This window comes from Novosphingobium rhizosphaerae, from assembly GCF_050920675.1.
Lineage (GTDB): Bacteria > Pseudomonadota > Alphaproteobacteria > Sphingomonadales > Sphingomonadaceae > Novosphingobium > Novosphingobium rhizosphaerae.
Genome location: NZ_CP137861.1, coordinates 1,454,956 through 1,467,264 on the forward strand (window position 1 = coordinate 1,454,956; position 12,309 = coordinate 1,467,264).

Annotated in this window: 9 protein-coding genes and 1 pseudogene; 2 read left to right on the forward strand and 8 right to left on the reverse strand. The window is 63.8% G+C overall.

Going from position 1 to position 12,309, the window contains the following annotated elements; all coding sequences use genetic code 11:
- Positions 1-58: 58 nt before the first annotated feature.
- Positions 59-2,926 carry a TonB-dependent receptor domain-containing protein gene (locus tag R9J51_RS06715; protein WP_179506197.1) on the forward strand — a complete coding sequence of 956 codons (2,868 nt, stop codon included), beginning with the start codon at positions 59-61 and terminating at the stop codon, positions 2,924-2,926.
- 174 nt (positions 2,927-3,100) lie between these two features.
- Here the strand turns inward: R9J51_RS06715 and R9J51_RS06720 are convergent, their stop codons facing one another.
- The 7 genes from R9J51_RS06720 to R9J51_RS06750 all read right to left on the reverse strand — a co-directional run bounded on the left by R9J51_RS06720 (position 3,101) and on the right by R9J51_RS06750 (position 10,820).
- Complete coding sequence (locus R9J51_RS06720; RefSeq protein WP_179506198.1) at positions 3,101-4,546, reverse strand: glycoside hydrolase family 32 protein; 1,446 nt, start codon at positions 4,544-4,546, stop codon at positions 3,101-3,103.
- Positions 4,547-4,601: 55 nt separating this feature from the next.
- Positions 4,602-5,693 carry an ABC transporter ATP-binding protein gene (locus R9J51_RS06725; protein ID WP_179506199.1) on the reverse strand — a complete coding sequence of 364 codons (1,092 nt, stop codon included), beginning with the start codon at positions 5,691-5,693 and terminating at the stop codon, positions 4,602-4,604.
- Between the two features lie 3 nt (positions 5,694-5,696).
- On the reverse strand, positions 5,697-6,584 hold the full coding sequence (locus R9J51_RS06730) for a carbohydrate ABC transporter permease (protein ID WP_168553867.1): 888 nt from the start codon (positions 6,582-6,584) through the stop codon (positions 5,697-5,699).
- Positions 6,581-7,630, reverse strand: a complete 1,050-nt coding sequence (locus R9J51_RS06735; RefSeq protein WP_179506200.1) for a carbohydrate ABC transporter permease — start codon at positions 7,628-7,630, stop codon at positions 6,581-6,583. The genes R9J51_RS06730 and R9J51_RS06735 overlap by 4 nt, the downstream gene beginning before the upstream one ends.
- Positions 7,627-8,910, reverse strand: coding sequence for an extracellular solute-binding protein (locus R9J51_RS06740; RefSeq protein WP_179506201.1), 1,284 nt, complete (start codon positions 8,908-8,910; stop codon positions 7,627-7,629). Before R9J51_RS06740 ends, R9J51_RS06735 begins: the two co-directional genes overlap by 4 nt.
- Position 8,911: 1 nt before the next feature.
- Complete coding sequence (locus tag R9J51_RS06745; protein ID WP_179506202.1) at positions 8,912-9,817, reverse strand: ROK family protein; 906 nt, start codon at positions 9,815-9,817, stop codon at positions 8,912-8,914.
- Positions 9,818-10,547: 730 nt separating this feature from the next.
- Positions 10,548-10,820 carry a hypothetical protein gene (locus R9J51_RS06750; RefSeq protein WP_179506203.1) on the reverse strand — a complete coding sequence of 91 codons (273 nt, stop codon included), beginning with the start codon at positions 10,818-10,820 and terminating at the stop codon, positions 10,548-10,550.
- A 59-nt stretch (positions 10,821-10,879) separates the two neighbouring features.
- On the opposite strand from R9J51_RS06750, the pseudogene R9J51_RS06755 reads away from it, so the two are divergent.
- Positions 10,880-11,210, forward strand: a pseudogene (locus R9J51_RS06755) (transposase); the annotation flags it as partial.
- Between the two features lie 318 nt (positions 11,211-11,528).
- On the opposite strand, the gene R9J51_RS06760 reads toward R9J51_RS06755, so the two are convergent.
- On the reverse strand, positions 11,529-12,194 hold the full coding sequence (locus R9J51_RS06760; protein ID WP_168553871.1) for a TetR/AcrR family transcriptional regulator: 666 nt from the start codon (positions 12,192-12,194) through the stop codon (positions 11,529-11,531).
- Positions 12,195-12,309 lie beyond the last annotated feature (115 nt).

The window sequence follows — 12,309 nt, forward strand, 5'->3', positions numbered from 1 at the left end:
TATCCGCTCCACCATCGACTCGGATCAATAACGATCAGGTAATGGGGGAGGAGACGAGATGATCATGCGTTCCAGTCGGCCAATGACCATGCTGGTGGCGACCGCGTCCGTTGCGGCGCTGTGCGCGCCCTTGGCGGCACAGGCGCAGGCCGCGCCCGCGGGGGATGCCGCGCAGGACAGGGACACGGCGGCTGCGCGCGCCGCCAACCCCGAAATCGTGGTGACCGGCGTGGTGCGCAAGACGCGCAAGCTCGATACCACGTTCACCATCGACACGCTCAGTCAGGACGATATCAAGCGGCTGGCGCCGATCAGCACGGCGGACCTGCTCAACAACATTCCTGGTTTCTTTGCGGAAGGCAGCACGGCGGGCGAGCGCAGCAACAACGTGACCGTGCGCGGCCTGCCCAGCAGCGGCTATCGCTATGCGCCGCAGCTGATCGACGGCCTGCCGGTCTACCAGGATTCCGACGTTCCGTTTGCCAACAACGACGTGTTCTTCTCCACCGACCTGATGACCGACCGGGTCGAGGTGGTCAAAGGCGGGCCGGGCGGGGTGCTCTATTCCAACGGCCTGGGCGCCATCGTCAACTATGTCACCAAGACCGGTGGTGACCGCTTCGAAGGCGGCTACAAGCTGGAGCTGGCGACCTACGATTTCATTCGCAACGACGTCTACCTGGCCGGCCCGATCAACAAGAACCTGCATTTTGCCGTCGGCGGGTTTTACCGCACGTCCGGGGGCCTGCGCGACACCGGCTATACCGCCGACAAGGGCGGCCAGGTTCGCGGCAACATCACTTACAAGAGCGACGACGAGAAGACGACGTTCGGCCTCTACGTCTCGCACCTGAACGATCGCACGGCCGTCTACAACAACCTGCCGATCGAAGTGCCGGGGTTCAGTTCGCCCGGGACGGCGCAGAATCCGATCGTGATCGACCAGTCCACCGTGAAGCCGATCGGCATCAATTTCCAGAACGGCACGCTGCTTTCGCCCGCCACGCGCTACATCACGCAGATCGATGACAGTGGCCGCGTCACGACGGCGGACCTGGCCGACGGCATCCATCCCGATTTCACCACGATCACGGCCAAGTTTTCCAAGGAGCTCGATTCCGGCTGGCGCTTCGATGTCGACGCGAACTACACCTCGGGCACGTCGGGCTTCAATGCGATGTTCGCGGGCAACGATGCGGCCACGGCGGCCTCGTTCCTCAACAACCGCTGGATCGGGGACGTTCTCCAGCCCGCATTCGATGCCAATTTCCAGGCGTCGGAAGGCCATCCCAACAATGCCTCGTTCTATAACCGCAATATCCTAGCGACCTATTTCAACGCGCTGAGCCCGGCGGATTTCGACGCGCAGTACCGCACGCCGCTGATCAATGCCGGCTTCAGCAATTTCGAGCAATTGCGCGCGCAGTATGGCGCAAACCAGAATATCGCCGGGCCGGGCGGCTCGCTGGGCGCGTTCTATGCCCGCAATGGCCAACCCATTGCGGCGGGCAGCAACCTGAGCTTCCAGATCCCCTGGATCGTCCGCTCGCGGCTTTCTAGCGCGGCACAAAACCTGAAAGTGCAGAAGGAGTTCAGCCTGTGGGGCAAGCATAACCTGACCCTGGGCGCCTATCACAGCACCAACAGCGACGATTACAATTTCCAGCAGAGCCTGGTGATCACCACACTGGCTTCGCCGGTCGAACTGGTCGACCTCTACATGGTCAACGCCGCCGGCAGCAAGGTCGGCCCGGCGCTGTCGCTTAATGGCAGCTATCTGCCCGGTTTTGCCGGCAACGCGGCAAGTGGGGATGCGGAGAACGCGGCGCTGTTCATCCAGGATCACTGGGAAACGCTGGGTGGGCGGCTGCGCATCGACGCCGGTTTCCGCTGGGAGACCGAGAAGCTCAACGTCCGCTTCCAGACCCGGCAATGCTGCACCAGCTTCCTGCCCGGCGGTGCCGAGACGGGCAACCGCGCCTATACCCAAGTGCAGACCCTGGGCGCGCCGCAATATCTCGATGAGCGGTATTACGGCCATGGCTGGTCGGTTGGCGCCAACTACAGTTTGATGCGCAACCTGGCGGTCTATGCGCTGGCCTCGCAATCGTTTCGCCTGCCCAGCTTCAACGATGGGGTCGCCTTTGCGCAATCGGCGCCGATGGGCAACCCGGTGGAGCATATCGACCAGTATGAAGGCGGCGTCCGATTCCAGAGCCGGATCTTCGATTTCTCGGCAACCGGTTTCTACAACAAGTTCACGCCGCGCACGCTGATCAACATCTACCAGGATATCAATGCCCCGGTCTGCACCGGCGGCGGGACCGTGGCCACGACGGCGACGATCACGTCATGCCCCAATGTCTATCAGCCCTATTCCTATGGCACCACGAACTATGGCACCGAACTCGAACTGGTGGTGCGCCCGCCATTCATTCCGGGGTTCGATATCAAGGCCAACGTCGTGCTGCAAAATCCCAAGGTCAACGGGTCCAGCTACACCATCGTGAACCAGGTGGGGAACAGCTACCAGTATGGCACGGTCAGCCAGGATGGCCGCCGCGAAGGACGCCAGGCCACCACGACGCTCAATATCCAGCCGCGTTGGGACATGAAGCCCCTGACCGGGCTGCCGGTCAAGCTCTATGGGCAATACGAGTATCGCTCGGCGCGCTATTCCAATTCGCAGGATCTCAATGTCACGATCTATCCGTCGTACTATATCGTCAATGCCGGTGCGTTGATCGATCTGACCGACAAGCTCTCGATCCAGTTCCACGTGGCGAACTTGACCAACCAGCTTTCGTTCACCGAGGGCGATCCGTTGTTCTTCGATCTCAAGGCCCCCAACGGGCAGGGCAATCGCGGCGTGGCGCGGCCGCTGTTCGGCCGCACCGGGCGCTTCACGCTCAACTACCGGTTCTGACCAGCAGCCTGCCGCTGCCGGTTCCGCCATGCCAGCCAAGCGAGGAAGGGTCTTTGTCGACCCTTCCTTTTTTGTATGCGTGTGGCGTGTCGCGCCGATCCGCTGGATGATGCGGGCGCAAAAAAAGGCGCCCACCGCTTTGGCTGCGGTGGGCGCCGGTTGCTCTTGGCGCTGTCAGGCTTCGGTCGGCACTTCGGCCGGCAAGGCAAAGTCGATGCGCGCGCCGGGGTGCGCGATCAGTTCGACCGTGGTTTCGCCGAGCGGGAAGTGGCAGGCGGTCAGCACCACGGCGCCATCGTTGACGAACAGTTCGACCGACGAGGCATCGACGATGATGGTCATCTCGATCGTGTCGCCCGCCGGCATGGCGCAGGCGGTTTCCGCAGCGAAGGCCTCGACCGGCAGGGCGGGGTGACGGCCACGCCGCAGGCGGATCTGGTTGGCGGCAAAGTCCAGCGTGATGGCGATCCCGCTGTCATCTTGCCCGGCGATGGCAAACGTGCATGCGCCCTGCGAGGCCCTGTCGGCCCGCAGCAGGACCTGGCCGCGCAGCGGCTGCCCCTCGCGGTCCAGCCTGTGCCGCTGGCCATCAGCGAGGACGCCACCGAACCCGTACTCGGGCAGGCGGTCGCGCACCTGGCGGGCCGGGCGTTGGGCGAGGACCATGGTGCCGCCGATGTCTTTGACGTGCAGTTCGCGGGGGATGGTCATTGCCCCGCGCCAGGGATGGGTGGGGTAGTCCTTGCCGGTGAGATGATTGCTCATCCAGCCGATCCATAGCGGGGCGTGCGCATCGCCGGGAAGATCGGACCAGCATTGGGCGGCATAGAAATCCGGCCCCATATCCACGATCTGTGCGGCACTGCCCGCGAGCGACGTGAACCTGTGGCCATCGAATGTGCCGATGAAGACTTGCGCGCCGGAAGCACCGCAGACCATATCCTTGTCGACATCGACCTTCAGCGCCCAGGCGCTGCCGCTCTGCCCCGCCATCGGTGCTTCGAACAGGTCGGGGCATTCCCATTGGCCGCCGGTGTGGCCGGCCGGTCCGAATTCCGATGCGAGCTGCCAGTCGATGAGGTTCGCGGAGCGGTAGATCTGCACCTTGTGATCGCGCGCCAGGGCAACCACCAGCACCCAGGCCTGGCTGGGGGCGTGCCAGAACACCTTGGGATCGCGAAAATGCACTTGCTCTGCGGTGATCACCGGATTGCCGGGATATTCGATCCAGGACCGCCCGCGGTCGTGGCTAAAGGCCACGTGTTGCGACTGGCGCTCCGTGGCGGGGTGAAACGCGGTGTAGAGCGCGACCAGCGGCGGCGCCCCGTCGATCCCAAAGCCACTGGTGTTGGCCCAATCGACCACCACCGATCCGGAAAAGATCATGAATTCCCGCTCTGGCATGGCGACGGGCAATTCTTCCCACTGGACAAGGTCTGTACTGATCGCATGGCCCCAACTCATGTGGCCCCAATCCTTGCCATGCGGATTGTATTGGAAGAACAGGTGATATTCGCCCTCGAAATAGACCAGGCCGTTGGGATCGTTGATCCAGTTGCGCTGCGGCGTGAAATGAAAGTCTGGCCGATAGTGGGGGGTGGCTTCGTCAGGTGTGGTCATGATGCATTCCAAAATGCCCGTTGGGCCTTGCCCATGCGGAGGGCAGCGGTGATGACTATGCGGCCAGGCGCGGCAGGGTGACGCCGTCGCTGGCAAACAGGTGGGCGCGTGCGGGGTCGAACGTGACGCCAACCGCGTGTCCGGCGGCAACCGTGTGGCCGGCGCCAACGCGCACGGCCACCGGTTCGGTCCCCGTGCTTTCGACAAACGCGAACGTGTCGCTGCCCAGCCGTTCGACCTGCAGCACCGCACCGGCGAAATGGCCGTCTTCGGGCGCGCAGAGCGTGCAGTCTTCCGGCCGGATGCCGATCGTCACCGCGCCGGCGTGGGCGCCATGGTGCGGGAAGGCGAGAACCTGCCCGGATGTGGCGATGCGCACGGCCAGGGCATTGCCGTTCAGGCCCAGGGCCTGCGCGGGCAGGAAACCCATCTGGGGAGAGCCGAGAAAACCCGCGACGAACTTGTTCGCTGGCCGCTCGTAAAGCTCCAGCGGTGCGCCGATCTGTTGCACGGTTCCCGCTTCCAGCACCACGATCCGGTCGGCCAGTGTCATCGCCTCGACCTGGTCATGCGTGACATAGACGACCGTGTTGCGCAGCCGGTTGTGCAGGCGGCTGATTTCCAGGCGCATCTGCACCCGCAGCGCGGTGTCGAGGTTGGACAATGGCTCGTCGAACAGGAAGACCGCCGGATTGCGCACGATCGAGCGGCCAATCGCAACCCGCTGCCGTTGCCCGCCCGAAAGCTGGCTGGGCCGGGCATCGCGCAGCGCGCTCAACTGCAGGGATTCCAGCACAGCATCCACGCGACGCCGGCGTTCGCTGGGATCGATCCGCGCCAGTTTCAGGGCAAAGCCGACGTTTTCCGCCACGGTCATGTGCGGGTAGAGGGCATAGGATTGGAACACCATGCCCACGTTGCGCTCTGCCGGGGTGCGATCGTTGACCACGGCGCCATCGAACCGGATTTCACCGGCATCGACGGATTCCAGGCCCGCGATCATGCGCAGCAGGGTCGATTTGCCGCACCCGGAAGGGCCGACAAGCACGATGAACTCGCTGGGCTGGATCGCCAGGTCGATGCCCTTGATGATCTGCCTGTCGCCAAAGCCCTTGCGGACGTCGTTCAATTCAACCTGTGAAGGCATGACTTATCCTTTGACTCCGCTGCCCATCACGCTTTGCACGAACCAGCGCTGGAAGAAGACGAAGGCCAGGAACACCGGCAATGTTGCCAGCGTGGCATAGGCCATGACCTCGCCCCATTCGGTTTGAAAACGGAAGAACTGTTGCAGCCCGACCATCAGCGGCCTCGCCTCGGCGCTCGGCACCACGATGACCGGCCACAAGTATTGATTCCACGCGGCAAGGCCCTGGATGATCGCCACCGTCGCGAACGTGGTGCCCGAAAGCGGCACGATCACATGGCGGAAGACCTGGTAGGGGGTGGCGCCATCGACATAGGCGGCTTCGTCGAAATCGCGCGGAATGTCGTTGAACGCCTGGTAGAAGAAGAAGATCGAGAAGGCATTGGCCACGAACGGCACGATTTGCACCAGCCGGGTATCCAGCCACGACCACTGGATGGTCAGGCCACCATCGAAACCCAGCGTGGGCAGTGAGGCAACCAGCAACATCATCGGCACGGCGATGGCTTCGAGCGGGATGATCAGCATGATCACGATCAGGCCCAGCACCAGGCCCTTGCCGCGCCATTCCAGCCGGGCGAGCGCAAAGGCGGCAAGGCTGTTGACGAACAGCCCGGCGCCGACCGTGGACACGGTGATGAACGCGGAATTGAGCGCGTAGGAGCCTATGCCCGACGTGGCGATCACGTCGCGATAGTTCTGCAACGATACCGCCCCCACCGGCAGGAAGGCGCGAAAGGAGCCAAGATCGCCGAAGATCTGCTGGTTGGGCTTGAACGAGGCCATCACCATGAACACGAACGGCGAGACGAACACGATCACGAAAAGCAGGGCGATGGCATAGAGGCCCACGCGCACGGCGGCCGTGCGGCTGTTGATCGGCCGCCTCATCGCGCACCCGCGCGCCGCGCAAAGAAGCGCTGCTGGAGAATGGCCAGCGTGGCGATCAGGACGAAATAGACAACGGTTACGGTAGAGCCATAGGCGATATCCTGATCGCGGACGCCGCGTTCGATCGCATAGAACATGACAGTGCTCGTGGCATTGGCCGGCCCGCCCTGCGTCATCACGTCGACCTGGGTGAAAAGGCCGAAGGCGGCGATCGTGGTGATCACCACGACGAAAGCGATCGTGTTGGACAGGCCGGGCAGGGTGACGTGGACAAAGCGTTGCAGCGGCGTGGCGCCGTCGATCCGCGCGGCATCGTAAAGCTCGGTGGGGATGGCCTGGAGACCCGCCAGGAAAATCAGCATCTGCAGCCCGGCGCCCTGCCAGGCCGACATGATGACGATGGCGGGCATGGCCGTGGCCGGATTGCCGAGCCAGTCGATCCGCGTGCCCTGGCCGCCCGAAAGCCAGCCAAGCGCCTGATTGACAAGCCCCAGATCGCGGTTGAACAGGAACGCCCAGATGACCGCGACGACCACCATCGACATGACGACCGGCGAAAAATAGATCGTGCGGAAGGCGCGCTGGCCGCACAATCCGGCATTGACCAGCAGGGCCAGCCCCAGCGCCAGGCCGCATTGCAGCGGCACCACCATGACCGCGAACAGCGCCGTGTTAAGCAGCGAACGCATGAACACCGGATCGCGCGCCAGCAGCACGAAGCGCGTGCTTTCCCAGGTCACCGCGCCAAGCGGGCGGTAGGGCCGCAGGGTGGGGCTGGACCGCGTTACGTCACGAATGCGCGGGAACGTCACATGGCCATCACTGCTGGCGATGCCATCCTGGCGCATCACTTTCAGGCCGAGCAGCCGTTCATAGTTGGCCAGGCCGACAGCCTGCACATGCTGGGGCGACAGCAGCTTCTGGTTGGTGAGCGTAAGGGCGATCGCCATCGCGAAGGGGATCACCAGGAACGTGATCAGGCCCAGCATGGCCGGCGTGCCGAACAGGAACGCGAGGCGCCCCTTGCGTGCCCATCGCGGGGTCATTTCGTCTTCTCCGCAGCAGGCGCATAGCCATTGTTGTCGGCAATCGACTGGTCGATGGCGTCGGCGGCGTCGTCCAGGGCGTCGCGCGGGTCCGTGCCGTCCATGATGTCGCGCGCGGCGTGGTACCAGGCGTTGGAAATCGCGGTGAATGCCGGCGTGGCGGGGCGGGGCCGGGCAAAGGCGCGCGACATGTCGTAGAACACGCGCCAGTCTCCCCCCTTGCGGAAGCGCTGGGTGCGCTGCGCCGCGGCTTCGGTTGCCGGGATCATGCCCGCCGCTGTGGCCATGGCGGCGATCTCCGGCGTGCTGATGAGATGGCGGATGAACGCCGCGGCTTGCGCCGGCTGCGTGCAGGTAGAACTGACCGCCCACTGCCAACTGCCGCCGCCGATTGCCACGCCATGGCCGAAGTCTGGCGGCGGCAGGATCAGCAGGTCGTTGCCGAAGGCCTTTTCAAGATCGGGGGCTCGCCAGTTTCCGGTATAGGCAAGGGCAACGCGGCCCCGCATCAGGCTCTGGTCGTCGGGCTCCAGGCGCCGCGCCCATTCGTTGGCGAACAGCGCGTGGAACCAGGCCGCCCAGGCCCGGGCCGGCGCGCCGTTGAGCACGCCGTCTGCCGTGCGATTGGTCTTGCGGTCGATCAGGTCACCGCCAAAGCTCTGCAGCATCGGGCTGTAGGCATAAGTCCACCAGTTCGGGTTGGGTTCGCGGGTGCCCAGGTCCAGCGGCACCTGCCAGCGTCCCGTGGCCTTGAGCTTGCGCAGCACGTCGTCGAATTCCGCGCGCGTCCACGGCTGTGCCAGCGTGGGGATGCGGGCGTGGATCTGCGCCAGCGTCGATCGCCGGGTGAAGATCGCCAGCGTCGCGTCGAACTGGCCGACCGCATAGATATGGCCCTGGTACTGGCCAAGCGCGGGTGGCGCGATGGCGGCAAACGCCTGGCGGTCGATCAGCGTGTCGAGCGGGCGGATGTGCCCTGCCCAGACGAACGCGGGAACCATCGGGCTGTCGACCGTCAGCACGCAGGGCAGGCGGCCGGCCATGGCGGCGGCCATGATCGATTGCGGATAGGACCCTTGCGGAATGGTCTGCGCGTCGACGGCAAAGTTGTTCCGGCCGGCGGCGAAGCGGGCGATCATCTGCTGGTTGGCGGCGGCTTCCTCCGGCCCGGTCTGGTGCTGCCAGACATGGTGCACGCGCCCGCCTGCACCGGGCTTGTCCGTGCAGGACGCGGTGGTGGCAAGCAGGGTGCCGATGCACAGGCGCAGTATGCGGCGCATGTCAGGCGTCCCCGGCCGCGCGCCGGGCCATCGCCATCGCGCCGATCAGCGCTGGCGACGTTTCGAGCAGGGCCGTCGGCATGATGAATGTCTCCGTCGCCACTGCGCGTGGGCCCAGGGCATAGCCGGCCATCAACCGGGCAAAGCCGGCGCGCACGCGATCGACCAGGAACGGCGGCGACATGACCCCGCCGCCCAGCACGATGCGATCGAGCCGCAAGGTATAGGCCAGGTTCACACATAGTGCCGCGATATAGTGTGCGGCCATGTCCCAACCCGGATGATCGGGCGCCAGTTCCTGTGCCGCGCGACCCCAGCGTGCCTTCATGGCCGGCCCGGAAGCCAGGCCCTCAAGGCAATCGCCGTGGAACGGGCAGGTGCCGGCAAAGCCATCGCCCGGTGCGCGCGAGACCTGGAGATGTCCGATTTCCGGGTGAGGGAATGTCTGGCGCAATTGGCCGTCCAGCACGACGCCAACCCCAATCCCGGTGCCGATGGTGACATACGCAAAATTGGCAAGACCGGTGGCCTGGCCTTGCAATCCTTCGCCAAGTGCCGCGGCATTCACGTCGGTTTCGGCAACCACCGGGGCGCCGACGGCACTGGCCACGGCGCGCACGATATTCGTTCCCGACCAGCCAGCCTTGGGCGTGGTGACCAGGCATCCGAACGATGGGGATGCGGGATCGAGGTCGATCGGGCCGAATGCGGCCAGGCCCGTGCGGACTGCATCGCCGTGGCGTGCCTGCGCGGCCCGGAAGAAGTCCGCAAGGTCGGCAAAGGTTTCAGCCGGTGTGCGGGTGGGGAAGGCGGCCTGTGCCAGCACGTCACCCTCGGGCGTGCTCAACGCACAGACGAACTTGGTTCCACCCGCTTCGATCGCGGCGAGATTTCTTGGTGTGGGCATGGGCGATAACTCGTTGCCGGAGCGGAATGAGGGCAGCGGGTGCGGCCAACCCGCAGCCTGGGACGGGCGTTGCGGGAATGGTCCGGGCACTGCGGGTGGTGCGGCCGCAGGCGAGACGTGCAGTCAGTTTCGACCCACGCCGGCATCTTCCATGCGCGATGCTGTTGCTGTCATCCGTCCTCTCCGGCTTCTTCCGATGAGATGATTGTGTAGGCTGCTCATGTCGACGTCGTCAACAGCTAATTGTCGACGTCGACATTTACGCATTTATGCATGCTCTGTGGAAAATTCTGAGCGCTCGGGCACCCGTCGTTGCGGCGTGAACGGGGCAGGGGGCAATCGTCGCGCCGCATGTTCCGTCCCGTTGAACCGCCAGTGCGTGCCCGTGTGCGCCTTGGTGGCTGATTTTGTCGTCCGTTGTCTTCATACTATCAAAAACTCCGCACTGTGGCACGCCGCCCGGCACCCGGAATGCCTGCGCCAAGGCAACGAACAGCATCTAGCTGCGCTGAACTTCGTTTCCTGCGACTGCAGCGGGTGAGCCCGCATCATGACAGTGCGGCTGTGCGAACGCTTGGTATGGGCCACCTTGACCTTGATCCGCTTGTGGAGCGGCGTGCAAAATTGGGTCTGACTCAAATTCCGTGCAATTCAGATCATACTGGCGCCATAACTTTGGTATAGAGTAGGTCGATCTTGGCGCAGCCGTACATCTGTCGCTTGATGGCTTTCAGGCGGTTGACCTTGCCCTCACTTGTCCGCTGGACCACGGCGTCGAGATTGCGGTGGCGACGGCGTCCTTGTCTGCCTGAACGCCGGCGGCAAAGGCAGCAACTTTGTATATGACGATCCACGGATCGAGCCGCGCCTTGTCTTTCGAGCGCATCATCCCGTGGAAGCGATCGAGAGCCTCGCGCGCGGCTATCGGCGTTGGCACGGCCTGTTCGATTCCTGCGTTGATCAATGCGGTCTTGACCGAACCGGTGTTGCGCTCGGTGGTCATGCTGCGCGCTGATCTGACCCCGGAAAACTGGATCGCCTGGAGTTAGCGTTTTTCGCCGTATTCACGCTGGCTGGCAGGTGGGAGCGGACGGTGTTCTCTTTGCGGACATCTGCCGCAAGGCAGGGTCAGCCAGGCGATCTACTTCAACTGGAAGAAGAAGTGCGACGGCATGCTGCCGCCAGACATGCGGCTGCTGAAGCAGGTAGAGGACGAGGATTCCAAGCTGCGCAAGCTTGTGGCGGTTCTCTCGCTCGACAAGGAGATATTGCAGGACGTCATCCGCCGAAAACTGTGAGGCATGCTCGCAAGCGCGAGCTGGCAAACGGGTTTCGCAGTGACTTGGGCGTGTCGATCCGCCGGGCTTGCCAGCGCCTGGAAATGGACACCTCCGGCTGACAGTCGGTAGGCACCGGAGTGATCGACATGCACCTGCCGAGTGTGATCCACCGCCGGCATTTTCAGCAAGACATAACTGTTCACGAGATCAAGCGGCGTGCGCGCTTGTCGCGCAACACGCCCCCCCAAACGTCTGCGCGCGGACGCCGCGGAGCCGGTGCTCATGGTTCTTCACCGACCGAGCAAGCTGGACCTGTCCACCTGATTCCTTATGGTATTGAACCGATTGGCCTGGCCCGCGATTGGTGCGCTGGACCACGGCGTGGTGATCGCGGCTGCAAGGCATAGCATTGATATGCACCCGCGAGGTTACTACGAGGTTTGCTGTTCAAGGGACTGAGCGAACCTTGCCAGCAAAGGTTCGAGTTCATCAATGCGGCCGCTAGGCGCTGCAAAGGACAACAGGCTGCTTAGCAATGCCACCGGCGTGCGGGTGTCGATGCCGGTGGGCATCACCAGGTTCGCGATCGACAGGCCACGCACCGACCAGACCATCAGCCGCATAACAGCTAGGGCCGTTTCTCGACCTCCGCCAAGGCCCATTTGCACCGTTGCAAGTGCGGCGTCTTCCACGTCAGCCTGCCGGTTGCGTACCAGCTCGGCAAGTTCTGGATCGCTGCGACTGGCCTGAAGGATTTCCAGCACGGCAACGCCAGCCGGTCGGTCCAGTACGTCGAGCAGGATCGCAGGCCAGTCCTGCACCTTTTGGCCGGTCAATCCCTGCGCAACCAGTTCCTCATAGATGATTGCTTCGCGTCGATAGACTTCGGCAACCACTTCGGCCATCAGCATCGCCCGTGTGCCGAACTGGTGCAATATGGCACCCCGGCTCACGCCTGCTTGCGCTGCGATCAACGCCGTACTGGCAGCCGGATAGCCGGCTTGGTGAATTACGGCGATGGCTGCGTCGATCAGCGCCTCGCGGGTTTCTGCTGTTCGTTCTTCCTGGCTGCGGCGCCTGCGCGTCTGCTCTGTCATGGATCCATCCTGTGTGATGCAGGAAAAGCACAGGACACTGCGTACGATCAAGCTGTAACTAACATGCGTTCTTGACTGAACGTAAATTGACGACTAGCCAGCTGTTCAACAAAAC

Excerpts from the sequence above, each read along its gene's own strand:
- R9J51_RS06715 (WP_179506197.1), top strand. The coding sequence starts at position 59 with ATGATCATGCGTTCCAGTCGGCCAATGACCATGCTGGTGGCGACCGCG.
- R9J51_RS06725 (WP_179506199.1), bottom strand. The coding sequence starts at position 5,693 with ATGCCTTCACAGGTTGAATTGAACGACGTCCGCAAGGGCTTTGGCGAC.
- R9J51_RS06735 (WP_179506200.1), bottom strand. The coding sequence starts at position 7,630 with ATGACCCCGCGATGGGCACGCAAGGGGCGCCTCGCGTTCCTGTTCGGC.
- R9J51_RS06730 (WP_168553867.1), bottom strand. The coding sequence starts at position 6,584 with ATGAGGCGGCCGATCAACAGCCGCACGGCCGCCGTGCGCGTGGGCCTC.
- R9J51_RS06760 (WP_168553871.1), bottom strand. The coding sequence starts at position 12,194 with ATGACAGAGCAGACGCGCAGGCGCCGCAGCCAGGAAGAACGAACAGCA.
- R9J51_RS06745 (WP_179506202.1), bottom strand. The coding sequence starts at position 9,817 with ATGCCCACACCAAGAAATCTCGCCGCGATCGAAGCGGGTGGAACCAAG.
- R9J51_RS06740 (WP_179506201.1), bottom strand. The coding sequence starts at position 8,910 with ATGCGCCGCATACTGCGCCTGTGCATCGGCACCCTGCTTGCCACCACC.
- R9J51_RS06750 (WP_179506203.1), bottom strand. The coding sequence starts at position 10,820 with ATGACCACCGAGCGCAACACCGGTTCGGTCAAGACCGCATTGATCAAC.
- R9J51_RS06720 (WP_179506198.1), bottom strand. The coding sequence starts at position 4,546 with ATGACCACACCTGACGAAGCCACCCCCCACTATCGGCCAGACTTTCAT.